This is a genomic window from Ancylobacter sp. Lp-2 (assembly GCF_020523795.1).
Taxonomy (GTDB): Bacteria; Pseudomonadota; Alphaproteobacteria; order Rhizobiales; family Xanthobacteraceae; genus Ancylobacter.
In genome coordinates, this window is record NZ_JAJALI010000008.1 from 58,987 (window position 1) to 74,487 (window position 15,501).

Below are 15,501 nucleotides of genomic sequence, written 5' to 3' on the forward strand. Positions count from 1 at the left end.
GCAATTGGGCGCATCCGCCGCGATGCGGCAAAAATTTCGCATTTGCGATGTGATAATGTATCAGAGGTCTGGACGTGCCGCGATGATATGTTGTATCAAATTCCTCGCAGCCGAGGTTACGCATGTCCGCATCCCACCGACATTCTCACGATCCCGCGCCGTCCCGGCCGGATCATTCGCATAGCAGCGATCACGCGCACGATGATCATGCGCATGCCCCTCACACGCATGCGCATCATTCGCATCCGGTCGGCGCCCGCCATCCGGCGGCGGCGGTGGCGCCGTCGCTGCTGCGGCTCTCCGCCCTTGCGCGGCTCATGCTGGTGCTGCCGGTCGCGGCGCTGCTGTGGGCGGCGGCGCTGGCGGTGCTGTGGGGAGGCGCGTGATGGGCGCCGAGGCCAAGAGTGCTGAAGTTAAGAGTGCTGAAGTTAAGAGCGCCGAAGTGCTGGCCTTCCGCGATGTCACGCTCGGCTATGACCGGCATCCGGCGGTGCATCACCTGACCGGAACGGTCAATGCCGGCGAACTGATCGCCATTTGCGGGCCGAACGGGGCGGGCAAGTCGACGCTGCTGAAGGGGGTGATGGGCCTCTTGTCGCCGCTGGCGGGCAGCATCGTCCGGCCGGATGACGGCCGGGCACGCATCGCCTATCTGCCGCAGGCGGCGGAGGTCGACCGCTCCTTCCCGATCAATGTCTACGACATCGTCGCGCTCGGCCTGTGGCGGCGCACCGGGCTGTTCGGCGGGGTCTCGCACGCCGATCGCGCGCGCATCGCCGAGGCGATCGCCGCGGTGGGGCTCGACGGCTTCGAGCGCCGCCCCATCGGCACGCTGTCCGGCGGGCAGATGCAGCGGGCGCTGTTCGCGCGGCTGCTGCTGCAGAATGCCGAGATCATCCTGCTCGACGAGCCCTTCACCGCGCTGGACGCCGCCACCGTGCGCGACCTCGTCGCGCTGGTAGAGCGCTGGCATGGCGAGGGCCGCACCGTGCTCGCGGTGTTGCACGACCTTGAACTGGTGCGGGCGCATTTCCCGCGCACGCTGCTGCTCGCCCGCTCGCCGGTCGAGTGGGGCGAGACGCGCACGGTGCTGACCTCCACCAACCTGACGCGGGCACGCCACATGTGCGAGGCTTGGGACGAGGGCGCCCATGCCTGCGCGCCGGCGCGTACGGAGCGCGCGGCATGAACGCGTATGACCTGTTGATCGCTCCCTTCGCCGAGTTCGACTTCATGCGCCGGGCCTTGATCGGCGTCATCGCGCTCGGCCTCGGCGCTGGGCCGGTAGGCGTGCTGATGATGCTGCGGCGGATGAGCCTCGCCGGCGACGCCATGGCGCATGCCATCCTGCCCGGTGCGGCGGTCGGCTTCCTTGCCGCCGGGCTGAACCTGTTCGCCATGACCCTGGGCGGGCTGATCGCCGGCTTCGCGGTGGCGCTCGGCGCCGGCGCGGTGGCGCGGGCGACGCAGATGAAGGAGGACGCGGCGCTCGCCGCCTTCTACCTCGTCTCGCTGGCGCTCGGCGTGATGCTGGTGTCGTTGCGCGGCTCGAATGTCGACCTGCTGCACGTGCTGTTCGGCACCGTGCTGGCGCTCGACGACCCGACGCTCTTGCTGATCGTCGGCGTCTCGACGGTGTCCATGCTGACGCTCGCCGTGCTGTGGCGGCCCCTGGTGGTGGAATGCGTCGACCCCGGCTTCCTGCGCTCGGTGAGCCGGGCCGGCACGCCGACGCATCTGGTCTTCCTCGGGCTCGTCGTGTTGAACCTCGTCGGCGGCTTCCACGCGCTCGGCACGCTCCTCGCCGTCGGGCTGATGATGCTGCCGGCCGCCACCGCCCGCTTCTGGGCGAGCGACCTTACCGCACTTGTCGTCGCGGCGGTGCTGGTCGCCTGCGGCTCGGGCGTGATCGGCCTCTTGGTCTCCTATCATCTCGGCGTGCCCTCCGGGCCTGCCATCATCCTCGTCGCCGGCGGCGCCTATGTGCTGTCGGTGCTCGTCGGGCCCATCGGCGGCATCCTGCCCCGCCTGATGCCGCGCCGACATCTCGAAGCCTGAAGGAGAATTCGCATGAAGCTCTCTCGCCGGACATTTTCCCACTTCGCTGCGGCCTCACTGCTGCTGGCACTGGTCGCCGCTCCCATCGCTACTCCTGCGGCGGCGCAGACCGACACCAGCGCCAAGCTGCCGGTGGTGGCGTCGTTCTCGATCCTCGGCGACCTCGTGAAGAATGTCGGCGGCGACCGCGTGGCGATCTCGACGCTGGTCGGGCCGGACGGCGACGCGCATGTGTTCCAGCCGGCGCCGGCCGATGCCAAGAAGATGGCGGCGGCCAAGGTGGTGTTCGTCAACGGCCTCGGCTTCGAGGGCTGGATGGACCGGCTGGCGAAAGCCTCCGGCACCAGCGCCGCCGTGGTGGTCGCCGCCAAGGGCGTCACGGCTCGCGAGATGGAGGAGGAGGGCCACGGCCACGACCATGGCAAGGAGGCGCAGGCCGGCCATGATCACGAGGAGACGGATCCGCATGCCTGGCAGTCGGTCGCCAATGCCGAGATCTACGTCGCCAACATCCGCGACGGGCTGATTGCCGCCGATCCGGCGGGCAAGGCGACCTACGAGGCCAATGCGGTGGCTTATCTCGCCAGGCTTCAGGCGCTCGATACCGAGATCAAGGCGGCGGTGGCGCGCATCCCGGCCGACAAGCGGCGGGTGATCACCTCGCACGACGCCTTCGGCTATTTCGAGGGCGCCTATGGGCTGGAGTTCATCGCGCCGCAGGGCGTCTCCACCGAGGCGGAAGCTTCGGCCAAGGACGTCGCCCGGATCATCCGCCAGATCAAGGCCGAGAAGATCCCGGCGGTGTTCATGGAGAACATCTCCGACCCGCGCCTGATCAAGCGCATCGCCAACGAGACCGGCGCCAAGATCGGCGGCACGGTGTTTTCCGACGCCCTCTCCGATGACAAGGGACCGGCCGCCACCTATATCGACATGATGCAGAACAACATCCGCGAATTCTCGGCGGCGCTGTCGAGCTGAGGCGCGAGGGGGCTTCCCGCCCCCGACGCCGACGTCCACCGCCGGCGCGTTTCGCGGGCCGCCTCTCCCCGGCGGGGAGGGGAAAAGCAAAGACTGGAGTGGCCTCGATGGCTGACACGCAGACCCAGAGCAAGATTCCCGTCACCGTGCTGACCGGCTATCTCGGCGCCGGAAAGACCACACTGCTCAACCGCATCCTCTCCGAGCCGCACGGCAAGAAATTCGCCGTGGTGGTGAACGAGTTCGGCGAGATCGGCATCGACAACGACCTGGTGGTCGGCGCCGACGAGGAAGTGTTCGAGATGAACAACGGCTGCATCTGCTGCACCGTACGCGGCGACCTGATCCGCATCATCGACGGCCTCCTCAAGCGCAAGGACGGCTTCGACGGCATCATCGTCGAGACCACCGGCCTCGCCGATCCCGCTCCGGTCGCCCAGACCTTCTTCGTCGACGAGACGGTCGGCGCCAAGACCACGCTCGACGCGGTAGTGACGGTCGCCGACGCCAAATGGCTGAAGGACCGGCTGAAGGACGCGCCCGAGGCGAAGAACCAGATCGCCTTCGCCGACGTCATCCTGCTCAACAAGACCGATCTGGTGTCGGAAGACGAGCTGAAGGACGTCGAGCTGCGCATCCGCGCCATCAACCCCTTCGCCCGCATCCACCGCACCCAGCGTTCCGACATCGCCATCGACAAGGTGCTGGGGCAGGGGGCGTTCGACCTCGACCGGATCCAGGCGATCGATCCGGATTTTCTTGAGGCCGGCCACAAGCATTTCCACGACGAGGACATGCGCTCGGTGTCGTTCACCAGCGACGCGCCGCTCGACCCGGACAAGTTCTTCCCGTGGATCCAGGAGCTGACCCAGCGCGAGGGGCCGAACATCCTGCGTTCCAAGGGCATCCTCGCCTTCAAGAACGACCCGGAGCGCTTCGTCTTCCAGGGCGTGCACATGATCCTCGACGGCGACCACCAGCGCCCGTGGAAAGAGGACGAGCCGAAGGTGAGCCGCATCGTGTTCATTGGCCGCAAGCTCAACGTGCCGGAACTCGAAAAGGGCTTTCGCGCCTGCGTGGCGTGAACCTCTCCGCATCAGCGGGCTGCGTGACGGCGGGCGCAATATGCGCTAGTCCGGCGCAGCCCTTTGCGTTTTTCCGATCCGAGCCCGACTGGTCCCCATGGCCGCTACCAGCACTCCCTCCTCGCTGACCTCAAAGCTGCGCGTGCATGCGCTTGGCGGCGCGGTGGTCGGCGCCGCCTATCTCGGCACCACTCCGGTCCTCGCGCTCGCCGAGGGCGTGCTCGCCTTCGCCGGCGAGGAGCCGCTGCGCGTCGAGGCGCATAAGGGCGTGCTGCTGTCCCTCGCTGCCGATGCGCGCTCGATCGTCACCGGCGGCGACGACGGCCGGGTGGTACGTACCCGTGGCGATGGCTCCACCGAGGTGCTGTTCGAGCAGAAGGGACGCTGGATCGACCAGGTGGCGCTCGGCGCCGACGCGGTGGCGTTCTCGGCCGGCAAGACCGCGCATTTCCTGCCCGCCAAGGGCGAGATGAAGACGCTGGCGGTGCCTTCCACCGTCGGCGGGCTTGCCTTCGCCTTCAAGGGCACGCGGCTCGCCGTCGCCCATTATGGCGGCGTGACGCTGTGGTTTCCCAATGCGCAGGCCAAGCCCGAGGTGCTGGAGTGGAAGGGCTCGCATCGCGGCGTCGCCTTCAGCCCGGACATGCGCTTTGTGGTGACGACGATGCAGGAGCCGGCGCTGCACGGCTGGCGGCTCGCCGATGGCGGGCATATGCGGATGAGCGGCTATCCGGCGCGGGTGAAGTCGATGGCCTTCACCGCCGGCGGCAAGTTCCTCGCCACGTCCGGTTCCAATGAGGCGATCCTCTGGCCGTTCGCCAGCAAGGAAGGGCCGATGGGCAAGCAGCCCTCCATGCTGGTGCCGCGCGATGTCCGTGCATCCTGCGTCGCCGCGCATCCGAAAGACGAGGTGCTGGCGGTCGGCTTCGAGGACGGCATGGTGATGATGGTGCGCATTTCCGATGGCGCCGAGATCCTGGTGCGCGCGCCCGATGCCAGCCCGATCACTGCCATGGCCTGGCGGGCCGATGGCGGAGCGCTGTGCATGGGTACCGAGGGCGGCAATGCCGGCGTGCTGGTGCTCTGAGGGGGCCGGCGGCGGCGAAAGCCTGACGACGTCAAGGACTTAAGGTCAGAGCGTTGTTGCCGCTGGGGCACAGCGGCGGCCTCCCGCGCCGGTATCCCCGGCCATCGGCCGCCGAGGTGCGCGGATGTCACCCCCTTGTCATCCGTGCTGGATAGCGCAGGTTCATCACGATAGGGCCTGGGGACGTCCGCATGAACCGCTTCTTCTCGTCGGCGAGCTGCCGCGCGCTGCTCGCCGCCAGCTCTCTCCTGTTCGCGCCGCTCGCCGCCCGCGCCGACAGCTTCACGGTGCCGTCCGGCAGCACGCAAACCAAGCAGCAGACGGTGTCCGGTACCGATAGCGGCGTGGTCGAGGCCGGTGGCACGCTCGACGTGACCAAGAGCGCGGTGATCTGGGACGGCCCGGCGACCGGCGCCGGGATCGTGATCGTCAATGACGGCACCATCAGCAGCGAGAAGCGCGCCTTCGACACCGATGGTGCGGTGAGCGGCAGCTACTCGCTCACCAATAACGGCACGATCTCATCGACCGATGACGGCTTCCGCCTCGACGACGCCTTTGCCGGCGGCGACCTCACGGTGATCAATCAAGGCTCGATCACCTCGAAAGAGGGGCAGGCCTTCGACCTCGATTCCGCCAACGACGCCACCGCCAAGGTGCGGATCGAGAACACCGGCACCATCACCGCCAACGCGAATGATGCGGTGCGCCTCGGCGGCGGCACCATCGTGCTGGTCAATTCCGGTACCATCCAGACGCTGAGCGACGAAGACCGGGCGATCAAGTTCGACGATGAGGCGAATGTCGAGACGTTGCAGTCGTTTACGCTGGTCAATCAGACCGGCGGGCGGATCCTTGGCGGCGACGACGCCATCAAGATCGCCGCCGATTCCGACGCGACCCGCGCCGTCATCACCATCGAGAATCACGGACTGATCGATGGTGGCGCCGGGCAGGCGCTTGATTTCGCCGACCTGACCTCGCCCGACAACGTCATCACCGTCACCAATTACGGCACCATCCAGTCGCAGCAGGCCGATGCCATGCGGCCGGGGGCTGGCGCCAGCGTGACCAATTACGGTCTCATCCAGTCGACCGACCTCACCAGCGACGGGGACGGCGTCGACTTCCAGGAGGCCGGCGGCAGCGTCGTCAACAAGATCAACGCCAGCATCTACGGCGCCAAGCACGGCATCACCGGCGACGGCGAGATCTCTGTGTTCAACGATCAAGGCGGCCTGATCATCGGCCGCAACGGCTCCGGCGTGAATGTCGACAGCACCGGCGCCACCGTCACCACGGTCATCAATTACGGCATCATTCGCGGCGAGGTGACCGGCCTCCTCGACGATGACGGTGAGGCTGATGGGGTGGCCGATGGGGACGGCGACGGCGTCGATGTCGACGGCAAGGTCGAGCTGCGCAATTACGGCCTGATCCAGGGCACCGGCGCCACTGGCACCAATGATGGCGTGCCCAACACCGCCGATGGCCTCGCGATCGGCGGCGGGCTGATCCACAACTACGCCACCGGCGTGATCGAGGCCTTCGACAACTACTACAATGAGGGGTCCGACAATGTCGGCCGGGCGATCCTGGTCGACGACAGCAACCAGGGCGCGGCACCCTTTGCCACCACGCTGATCAACGAGGGGATCATCCGCTCCGACGGGGTGGCGGTGACCTTCATCGGCGACAATGCCGATACCATCGACAATGCCGGCACCATCCAGAGCGATAACGCCAAGGCGGTCGACATGGGCGGCGGCGACGACCTGTTCATCTACCGGCCCGGCAGCACGGTGGTCGGCTATGTCACCGCCGGGGAGGGCAGCGACACCTTCCGTCTCGCCGGCACCGGCAGCTTCAATGTCTCGCTGATTGGCGACGGCGCGCAGTATCGCGACTTCGAGACGCTGTTCCTCGGCTCGGATGCCAGCTACACGGCGACCGGCAGCTCGAACTTTGCCGGCAATGTAACCCTGGACGGCCAGCTCAACCTCAACGGTTCGCTTGCCTCGGCGGCTGTGACCATGGGCAATGGCGCGGGGCTTTCCGGCAATGCCAGCCTCGGTTCGCTGACGGTGAATTCCGGCGCCACCGTGTCGCCGGGCAATTCCATCGGCACGATCAACGTCGCCGGCACCGTCACCTTCAATGCCGGCTCGACCTATGTGGTGGAGGCGAACGCAACCAGCTCCGACCAGATCGTCGCCGGCACCGCGGCGATCAATGGCGGCACGGTGGTGATGTCGATCGCTGACGGGCCGATTAATGTCGGGCAGGTCTACACCATTGTGTCAGCGCAGCAGACCACCACGCCGGACGGCCAGTTCACCACGCTGGTGGCGCCGGAGTACCTGTTCATCGACCCGACGCTGGGCAAGGCCGGCGCCTCGGTGACGGTGACGCTGGCGCGCAACGGTACCTCCTTCGCCAGCTTCGCGCAGACCGCCAACCAGGCGGCGGTGGCGAACGCCCTCGATACGGCCGGCACCGGCACGCTCTATTCCAGCATCGTCACGCTGCAGCCGGGCGAACAGAGCGGGCTGGCACCGGGCTACGACTTGTTGTCCGGCGAGGCGCATGCCTCGCTCGGCACCACGCTCTACAGCCAGAACACGCTGGTGGCCGACACGCTGGTCGGCCGCCTGCGGCAGGCCTCGGCGGTGTCCTCGCAGCAAACGGCCGCGTTGGGCTTCGACGGGCCCGTCACCGCCTATGCCGCCAAGGCCCCGGCCGCCAGGAGCCCGATCCCGGTGAAGGCGCCGCCATCGGTGACGCCCGGCCCGGCCTATGCCGGCTGGGTGCAGGGCTATGGCCAGTGGAGCACGGCGGACGGCAACGGCAATTCCGCCAGCGTCGACTCCTCGCTCGGCGGGTTCCTTGCCGGTGGTGACGTCACGGTGGGCGCCACCACCTTCGGTCTTGCCGGCGGCTATGTGTCGGCGTCGAGCGATGTCGATGCCCGTCTGAGTAGCGTCGACGCGGACACCGCTCTGATCGCCGCCTATGCCGGCACCAGCTTTGAGGCCTGGCGGCTGCGCGCCGGCGCCTCCTATGGCTGGACCAGCGTCGACAGCCATCGCACCGCCAGCCTGCTCGGCACTACCGAGACGCCGCGCGCCTCCTATGACGGCTCGACCGCCAACCTGTTCCTGGAAGCCGCCTATGCGGTGGAAATGAATAGTGTGGCGCTGGAGCCCTTCGCGCAGATCGCCTGGAGCTGGGTGAACACCGACAGCTTCAGCGAGACCGGCGCGCCGGTGACCGGGCTGAGCTCGCAGGGGCTCAGCTTCGACACGCCCTATTCGACGCTCGGCCTGCGGCTGGCGACCAGCCTCGCGCTCGGCGGCGGCACGCTGACCCCACATGCCTCGCTGGCCTGGCGCCATGCCTATGGCGACATCGCGCCGGAGGCGGCGATGGCGTTCCTGCAGACCGGCAGCGGCTTCACCGTCGCAGGCGCGCCGATCGCCGAGGATAGCTTCGTGGTCGGGGCCGGGCTCGGCTACGACATCGGCGCCAATCTGACGCTGAACATCGGCTATGAGGGCCAGTTCGGCGACAGCGTCGAGACCAATGCCGTCAAGGGCGGTCTGACCTACCGGTTCTGAGCGGCTGGTTTGTCGTTGCACGCGTGGCGGTGACCCGGTCTGCTCCCTCTCTCCGTAGAGGAGAGGGGTGGGGTGAGGGCCCGATGGCGTAGCCCCTCACCGACCGCTATGCGGGCCACCTCTCCGTCGAAACCGGATATTGCCGGCTTCGACCTTGCCGGAACCGAACTCGGCGACAGCCGGGTTCGGGTGGGGAGAGGACAAAACAGGAAGACCGATCCTTCACCGGGTGAAAGCAGCCGGCGATCCGGCAAAGTGACACTACCGCGCCGCAGCGAATGGGCTAGGCTTGGCGCATCTCAGCGAGGACCGCACGCCATGAAGATCGAGGACGTCCGCAAGACCGCCTATTCCATGCCGCTGACCAGCCCTTCCTATCCCAAGGGGCCGTATCGCTTCTTCAACCGCGAATATTTCATCATCACCTACCGCACCGACCCGGCGGCGCTGGAGAAGGTGGTGCCCGCGCCGCTGAAGGTGGTCGAGCCCATCGTCAAATACGAGTTCATCCGCATGCCGGATTCCACCGGCTTCGGCGACTACACCGAGACCGGGCAGGTGATCCCGGTGGAGTTCGAGGGTCGCAAGGGCGGCTTCGTCCACTCGATGTATCTCGACGACGAGGCGCCGATCGCCGGCGGCCGCGAGATCTGGGGCTTTCCCAAGAAGCTGGCCAAGCCGAGCATCGCGGTGGAAAGCGACGTGCTGGTCGCCAAGCTGAACTATGGCAGTGTGCTCTGCGCCTGCGGCACCATGGGCTACAAATACGAGGCGCTCGATAAGGACGCGGTGCTGAAGTCGATGCTGGCGCCGAACTGGATGCTCAAGATCATCCCGCATGTCGACAACACGCCGCGCATCTGCGAGCTGGTCGAGTACTACCTCGAAGAGGTCACCATCAAGGAAGCCTGGACCGGCCCGGCGGCGCTCGGCCTGTTCCCGCACGCCATCTGCGACGTCGCCAAGCTGCCGGTGCTGGAAGTGCTCTCCGCCACGCACATCAAGTCCGACCTGACGCTCGGGCTCGGCAAGGTGGTGCACGACTATCTGCAGGACTGAGCGGCACGTTTCGCCGGCTCGACGCGAAGCCCGTGCCGGTCGGCGCGGGCTTCTTCGTCTCTGTGGTCAGCCGAGGCCGAGCCGCTCGCTGGCCATGAAGCCGAACAGCAGTGCGAGGCCGAAGGCGACGAGAGCCAGCGCGGCGGCGAGCTCGACCGCCCGTAGCGCCACGGTGACGCCATTGCCCTCGCGCTTGCCCGCCAGCCGCACCGCCAGATGCTTGGCGAACACCGCGATGGCGGCGATGGCGCTCACCGTGATCGCCGTGCCCACCCCCATCAGCGCGGTGGAGGCGGCGCCGACCCAGAAGATGCCCTGGGTGAGCGAGAACACCAGCACCAGTATCGCGCCGCTGCAGGGGCGCAGGCCGACCGACAGCACCGCGGCCCACCATTCGCGCACCCCGCCGCGCGGCAGTGCGTCCGGGCCGGGCAGGTGGGCGTGGCCGTCCTCGCAGGCCTCGCCGGCGGCATGGACATGGTCGGGCTCGCCGCGCCAGGCGCGGATGAGCGCGCGGCCCTTGACGACGGCGAGGCGGGTGCCGAGCAGCACGATCAGCGCATAGGCGGTGATCTCGATGAGGAACACCGCTCGCTGCATGGTGGCGGCGGTGGCGCCGAGCACCACCGCGAAGATACCGGCGACCAGGATGGCGGTGAGCGACTGGGCGAGCGCGCTCGCAAAGGCGAGGCCGATGCCGCGCTTCAGGCTGGCCTCGTTGGCGAGCAGATAGGAGGAGATCACCGCTTTGCCATGGCCGGGGCCGGCGGCGTGGAAGATGCCATAGGCGAAGGAGATGCCGCCGAGCAGGTACAGCGCCGAACCGTCCTGCTTGGCCGCGCGCACGGCGCCGGTGAGCAGCCGGTAGAATTCCGCCTGCTTGGCGAGGATGAAGCCGGCAATGCCGTCCGGTGCCGGCGGCGGCGCCATGCCGAACGGCGTCTGCGCGAAGGCGGGGAAGGCGAGGGCCGCGAGGACGAGGCCCGCCAGCAGCCAGACCGAGCGCCTCACGGGCAGCTCACCGTGGCGCGGTTGGCGAATTGCGAGCCGAAATTGCTGGCCGAGGTCAGCGCGTTGAAGAAGCCTTCCGATAGGCTGGTGGAGTTGGCGGCCGGATCGGGCCGGTGCAGGTCCACCGTGCAGCCGGCCGGGTTGCCGTCGAGCTTGACCGGGTTGTCGTCGGCGAGCTGGAAGGCGACGAAATAGGTGGGGTCGTAGACGTCGATCGCGGTGGCGCCCTTGGCCGGCAGCGGCTTCTGCAGCGGCAAGGTGAAATGCAGGGTCAGCGCGGTGCCGTCATAGGTGAGGCTGTAGTCGCGCGGCGGGGCGAAGGGGAACTGGTCCTTCCCACGCTTGGCATAGGTGAAATAGTCGAACTCCTTCTCCTTGAGGGAATCGATGTTCACCTGCGCCAGTTCGGACAGCGTCTTCTCGGTCGGCTTGCCGTCCGGCGTCTGCTCCAGCCCCTGGAGGGCGAAGGAGGAGAATCCCTCGTCGAAGGTCCAGTCGTGGCGCACGCCGGTGAGGCTGCCATCCGGCGCATAGAGGAGCTGGGAGTGGATCACCACCCAGACATGCGGATGCGCCATCGCCGGAGCGGCGAAGGCGGCGAGCGCCAGCAGGGCGGCGGCGAGGCGGAGGACGAAACGAGGCAAATGCCGATTCCCGGTGAGGTGCGCTGCGCCATTGATCCCCGAGGAGTTCGACCGAAACGTGACAGCGCGTCGATGACAGGGCAGGCGGCGCGCCGGGGGAAGGTGCGGCCGCAAAAAGAAGAAGGCGGCTCGCGCCGCCTTCCCGATATCGTCGTCCCTGGATACGCGAGGCCGGCTCACGCCGCCTTGCGGGGATTCTCACGCGGCCTTGCGGGCCTTGGGCTGGATCAGCTTGCGGTTGACCAGCACCTCGGCGATCTGCACCGCGTTCAGCGCCGCGCCCTTGCGCAGATTGTCCGACACGCACCAGAAGGAGAGGCCGTTCTCCACCGTCGCGTCCTCGCGGATGCGCGACACATAGGTGGCGTCCTCGCCGGCCGCCTCATAGGGCGTGATGTAGCCGCCGGGCTCGTGCTTGTCGACGACCAGAACTCCCGGCGCGTTGCGCAGGACCTGACGGGCTTCATCGACGCTGATCGGGCGCTCGAACTCGACGTTCACCGCTTCCGAATGCGAGACGAACACCGGCACGCGCACGGCGGTGCAGGTGAGCTTGATCTTCGGATCGAGGATCTTCTTCGTCTCCGCCATCACCTTCCATTCCTCCTTCGTGTAGCCGTCTTCCATGAAGACGTCGATGTGAGGAATGACGTTGAAGGCGATGCGCTTCGGGAACTTCTTGGCCTCGATCGGATCGGAGACGAACACGGCGCGGGTCTGCGAGAACAGCTCGTCCATCGCATCCTTGCCGGCGCCCGACACCGACTGATAAGTCGCCACCACGACGCGCTTGATGGTCGCGGCGTCGTGCAGCGGCTTCAGCGCCACGACGAGCTGCGCGGTCGAGCAGTTCGGGTTGGCGATGATGTTCTTCTTGGTGAAGCCCACCACGGCGTCGGCGTTCACCTCCGGCACGATCAGCGGGACGTCGCTGTCGTAGCGGAAGGCCGAGGAATTATCGATCACCACGCAGCCCTGGGCGCCGATCTTCGGCGACCACTGCTTGGACACGTCGCCGCCGGCCGACATCAGGCAGATGTCGGTGTCGGAGAAGTCGTAATTCTCGAGGGCTTTGACTTTGAGGGTCTTGTCGCCGAAGGAAACCTCCGTGCCGACCGAACGGCGGGAGGCGAGCGCAATCACCTCGTCGGCGGGAAAGCCCCGCTCGGAGAGGATGTCGAGCATTTCGCGGCCCACATTACCCGTGGCGCCCGCGACGGCGACCTTATAGCCCATCGTCTTTCTCCTGAAAGCCCTGCCATTCACAAGCTCGGGCGAGGGCGGGCTTTTACGCCGAAAGTCGAGGCGAGGCAACGCCCCTGACGTGCATCGCACGCAAGGGTGGCCAGCGTCGCGCGACAGGGGCCGGAGGAGCGGCTTTCGCAGCGGAAGCTCAGGCGGTCGTTCCGCCTGGCTTCTTCGATCCGCGCAGCAGCAGGAAGGCGATGAGCGCCACCACCGACAGGGCGGCGCTGGCGAGGAAGGTCGCCGACGAGCCATGCGCCTGCCAGAGCCAGCCGGCGGCGACATTGCCGACGAGCACCGTCAGCCCGGTCATCAGGTTGAACACGCCGAAGGCGGTGGCCTTCAGCCGGGCGGGGGCGGCATCGGCGATCAGCGTGGCGAGGATGCCCTGCGAGAAGCCCATATGCAGGCCCCACAGCACGATGCCGGCGAAGAAGGCCGGCAGCGATCCGGCCTGCGCCAGCACCAGATCGGCGGCGAGCAGCAGGACGAGGCTGACGGCGAGCGGCCCGAGGCGGCCGGTGCGGTCGGACAGCCGGCCGACCGGATAGGCGGCGAGCCCATAGACTACGTGCATCACCACCATGGTGATCGGCACCCAGGCGGCGGCGAGACCAACCTCCTGCGACTTCAGCAGCAGGAACGCCTCGCTGAACCGCGCCATGGTGAAGATGCAGGCCGCCACGATCGCCGCCCAGGTCGCCGGGTTGAGCCGGCCGGCCTCGGCAAGGCGCGGCCGGTCCTTGGCGCGGCCGGGCGGCCGCGCCGGCACGCTTATGCCGACGACCAGCAGCGCCACGGCGAGGAAGGCGGGGAGGGTGGCGATCCAGAACACGGTGAGGATGTCGCCGCCGGTCGCCAGCATCAGGCCGATGGCGACCAGCGGGCCGATGAAGCCGCCGACCGTGTCGAGCGACTTGCGCAGCCCGAAGGCGGCGCCGCGTATTTCCGGCGGCGTGGTATCGGCGATCAGCGCGTCGCGTGGCGCACCGCGAATGCCCTTGCCGACGCGGTCGAGCGCCTTGGCGGCGACGATCCAGCCCAGCGAGGAGGCGAGCGGGATCATCGGCTTGGAGATCGCACCGAGACCGTAGCCGAGCACGGCGAGCGGCTTGCGCTTGCCGGTCCAGTCCGAGACCACGCCGGAGAACAGTCGCGTCACCATGGCGATGGCGACCGACAATCCCTCGATGAAGCCGATGGCGAGGGCGGAGGCGGCAAGCTCGGTGACGAGATAGATGGGCAGCAGCGTCTGGACCATCTCCGAGGAGATATCCATCGCCAGGCTGACGATGCCGAGCACCCAGACGGTAGCGGGGATCGGGGCCTTCGCGCCCCGCGCGACGGTAGCCTCAGGCATTATTCCGCCGCGCCGACGCGGGTGACGCCGAAGCGGCGCTGGACGTAATCGTCGACGATCTTCTTGAAGTCCTCACGCAGGGTGGGACCGCGCAGGGTCATCGCCTTCTTGCCGTCGATATAGACCGGGGCGGTGGGGAACTCGCCGGTACCGGGCAGCGAGATGCCGATATCGGCATGCTTGCTCTCGCCGGGCCCGTTGACGATGCAGCCCATCACCGCGACGTTCAGCGTCTCGACGCCGGGATAGTGCTTCTTCCACTCGGGCATCGAGGTGCGGATGTAGTCCTGCACCTCGAAGGCGAGTTCCTGGAAGGTGGTCGAGGTGGTCCGCCCGCAGCCGGGGCAGGCGGCGACCAGCGGCACGAAGGTGCGCAGGCCCATGGTCTGCAGCATTTCCTGCGCCACCGTCACCTCGCGGGTGCGGTCGCCGCCGGGCTCGGGGGTGAGCGAGACGCGGATGGTGTCGCCGATGCCCTGCTGAAGCAGCACGCCCATGGCGGTGGAGGAGGCGACGATGCCCTTCGAGCCCATGCCGGCCTCGGTGAGGCCGAGATGCAGCGCGTAGTCGGCGCGGCGGGCGAGCTCGGCATAGACGGTGATCAGGTCCTGCACCGCCGAGACCTTGGCGGAGAGGATGATCTTCTCGCGCTTCATGCCGATCTCCTCGGCGAGCGCGGCGGAGAGCAGCGCCGAGCGCACCAGGGCTTCGCGGGTCACCGCGCGAGCCTCCGCCGGGCGGGCGAGCTTGGCGTTCTCGTCCATCAACCGGGTCAGCAGGTCGTCGTCGAGCGAGCCCCAATTGGCGCCGATGCGCACCGGCTTGTCGTGCTTGATCGCGATCTCAACGATGGTAGCGAAGTGGCGGTCGCGCTTGTTGCCGAAGCCGACATTGCCGGGATTGATGCGGTACTTGGCCAGCGCCTCGGCGCAGTCCGGGAAATTCGCCAGCAGCAGGTGGCCATTATAGTGGAAGTCGCCGACCAGCGGGGTGTCGAGCCCCATGCGGGCGAGGCGCTCGCGGATCTCCGGCACGGCGCGGGCGGATTCGTCGCGGTCGACGGTGATGCGCACGATTTCCGAGCCGGCGCGGGCCAGCGCCGCCACCTGCCTGGCGGTGGCCTCGGCGTCGGCGGTATCGGTGTTGGTCATCGACTGCACGACGACCGGCGCGCCGCCACCAACCACGACCGAGCCGACCCTGACCGGCACGGTGAGGCGCCGCGCATGCGGGCCGGCGGCTTCCAGCTCGGGCGCGACGATGGGGGCGGTCTCAGCGGTCATGACACGGGTTCCGGCGGCGTGGCGGCCTGCAGGGTGAACAGTCTGGAGGGGTAGGCGCGCGGCGCGCCGGC

The 15,501-nt window shown here is 67.9% G+C and carries 13 protein-coding genes; 8 read left to right on the forward strand and 5 right to left on the reverse strand.

The window, feature by feature from the left end; genetic code table 11:
- Positions 1 to 122: 122 nt before the first annotated feature.
- The 8 genes from LGR54_RS19040 to LGR54_RS19075 all read left to right on the forward strand — a co-directional run bounded on the left by LGR54_RS19040 (position 123) and on the right by LGR54_RS19075 (position 9,887).
- A complete protein-coding gene (locus LGR54_RS19040; RefSeq protein ID WP_230363552.1) occupies positions 123 to 386 on the forward strand; it encodes a hypothetical protein in 264 nt (87 codons plus the stop codon).
- Positions 386 to 1,189: a zinc ABC transporter ATP-binding protein AztA gene (aztA, locus tag LGR54_RS19045; protein WP_230363553.1), complete on the forward strand. Its 804-nt coding sequence runs from the start codon at positions 386 to 388 to the stop codon at positions 1,187 to 1,189. The genes LGR54_RS19040 and aztA overlap by 1 nt, the downstream gene beginning before the upstream one ends.
- Entirely contained in the window at positions 1,186 to 2,058 is an 873-nt protein-coding gene (locus LGR54_RS19050) for a metal ABC transporter permease (protein WP_214007058.1), read from the forward strand. Before aztA ends, LGR54_RS19050 begins: the two co-directional genes overlap by 4 nt.
- Positions 2,059 to 2,070: 12 nt before the next feature.
- Positions 2,071 to 3,039: a metal ABC transporter substrate-binding protein gene (locus LGR54_RS19055; protein ID WP_230363554.1), complete on the forward strand. Its 969-nt coding sequence runs from the start codon at positions 2,071 to 2,073 to the stop codon at positions 3,037 to 3,039.
- 107 nt (positions 3,040 to 3,146) lie between these two features.
- A complete protein-coding gene (locus tag LGR54_RS19060) occupies positions 3,147 to 4,124 on the forward strand; it encodes a GTP-binding protein (protein WP_230363555.1) in 978 nt (325 codons plus the stop codon).
- Between the two features lie 97 nt (positions 4,125 to 4,221).
- Positions 4,222 to 5,211 carry a WD40 repeat domain-containing protein gene (locus tag LGR54_RS19065; RefSeq protein ID WP_230363556.1) on the forward strand — a complete coding sequence of 330 codons (990 nt, stop codon included), beginning with the start codon at positions 4,222 to 4,224 and terminating at the stop codon, positions 5,209 to 5,211.
- A gap of 191 nt (positions 5,212 to 5,402) precedes the next feature.
- Positions 5,403 to 8,828, forward strand: coding sequence for an autotransporter domain-containing protein (locus LGR54_RS19070; protein ID WP_230363557.1), 3,426 nt, complete (start codon positions 5,403 to 5,405; stop codon positions 8,826 to 8,828).
- A gap of 318 nt (positions 8,829 to 9,146) precedes the next feature.
- Positions 9,147 to 9,887, forward strand: coding sequence for an acetoacetate decarboxylase (locus tag LGR54_RS19075; protein ID WP_214007053.1), 741 nt, complete (start codon positions 9,147 to 9,149; stop codon positions 9,885 to 9,887).
- A gap of 66 nt (positions 9,888 to 9,953) precedes the next feature.
- On the opposite strand, the gene LGR54_RS19080 is transcribed toward LGR54_RS19075, so the two are convergent.
- The 5 genes from LGR54_RS19080 to ispG all read right to left on the reverse strand — a co-directional run bounded on the left by LGR54_RS19080 (position 9,954) and on the right by ispG (position 15,430).
- Positions 9,954 to 10,898 carry a nickel/cobalt transporter gene (locus LGR54_RS19080; protein ID WP_230363558.1) on the reverse strand — a complete coding sequence of 315 codons (945 nt, stop codon included), beginning with the start codon at positions 10,896 to 10,898 and terminating at the stop codon, positions 9,954 to 9,956.
- Entirely contained in the window at positions 10,895 to 11,476 is a 582-nt protein-coding gene (locus LGR54_RS19085) for a DUF1007 family protein (protein ID WP_230363668.1), read from the reverse strand. The genes LGR54_RS19080 and LGR54_RS19085 overlap by 4 nt, the downstream gene beginning before the upstream one ends.
- Before the next feature lie 264 nt (positions 11,477 to 11,740).
- A complete protein-coding gene (locus LGR54_RS19090) occupies positions 11,741 to 12,778 on the reverse strand; it encodes an aspartate-semialdehyde dehydrogenase (RefSeq protein WP_230363559.1) in 1,038 nt (345 codons plus the stop codon).
- Between the two features lie 157 nt (positions 12,779 to 12,935).
- Positions 12,936 to 14,147, reverse strand: a complete 1,212-nt coding sequence (locus LGR54_RS19095; RefSeq protein ID WP_230363560.1) for an MFS transporter — start codon at positions 14,145 to 14,147, stop codon at positions 12,936 to 12,938.
- The gene (gene ispG / locus LGR54_RS19100; protein ID WP_230363561.1) at positions 14,147 to 15,430 is read right to left on the reverse strand and encodes a flavodoxin-dependent (E)-4-hydroxy-3-methylbut-2-enyl-diphosphate synthase; all 1,284 of its coding nucleotides are present in this window, start codon (positions 15,428 to 15,430) and stop codon (positions 14,147 to 14,149) included. The genes LGR54_RS19095 and ispG overlap by 1 nt, the downstream gene beginning before the upstream one ends.
- Between the last annotated feature and the right edge of the window lie 71 nt (positions 15,431 to 15,501).

Bases quoted from the DNA above. Each gene is read 5' to 3' on its own strand.
- LGR54_RS19040 (WP_230363552.1), top strand. From the start codon at position 123: ATGTCCGCATCCCACCGACATTCTCACGATCCCGCGCCGTCCCGGCCG.
- aztA (WP_230363553.1), top strand. From the start codon at position 386: ATGGGCGCCGAGGCCAAGAGTGCTGAAGTTAAGAGTGCTGAAGTTAAG.
- LGR54_RS19050 (WP_214007058.1), top strand. From the start codon at position 1,186: ATGAACGCGTATGACCTGTTGATCGCTCCCTTCGCCGAGTTCGACTTC.
- LGR54_RS19055 (WP_230363554.1), top strand. From the start codon at position 2,071: ATGAAGCTCTCTCGCCGGACATTTTCCCACTTCGCTGCGGCCTCACTG.
- LGR54_RS19060 (WP_230363555.1), top strand. From the start codon at position 3,147: ATGGCTGACACGCAGACCCAGAGCAAGATTCCCGTCACCGTGCTGACC.
- LGR54_RS19065 (WP_230363556.1), top strand. From the start codon at position 4,222: ATGGCCGCTACCAGCACTCCCTCCTCGCTGACCTCAAAGCTGCGCGTG.
- LGR54_RS19070 (WP_230363557.1), top strand. From the start codon at position 5,403: ATGAACCGCTTCTTCTCGTCGGCGAGCTGCCGCGCGCTGCTCGCCGCC.
- LGR54_RS19075 (WP_214007053.1), top strand. From the start codon at position 9,147: ATGAAGATCGAGGACGTCCGCAAGACCGCCTATTCCATGCCGCTGACC.
- LGR54_RS19085 (WP_230363668.1), bottom strand. From the start codon at position 11,476: ATGGCGCATCCGCATGTCTGGGTGGTGATCCACTCCCAGCTCCTCTAT.
- LGR54_RS19090 (WP_230363559.1), bottom strand. From the start codon at position 12,778: ATGGGCTATAAGGTCGCCGTCGCGGGCGCCACGGGTAATGTGGGCCGC.
- LGR54_RS19095 (WP_230363560.1), bottom strand. From the start codon at position 14,147: ATGCCTGAGGCTACCGTCGCGCGGGGCGCGAAGGCCCCGATCCCCGCT.
- ispG (WP_230363561.1), bottom strand. From the start codon at position 15,430: ATGACCGCTGAGACCGCCCCCATCGTCGCGCCCGAGCTGGAAGCCGCC.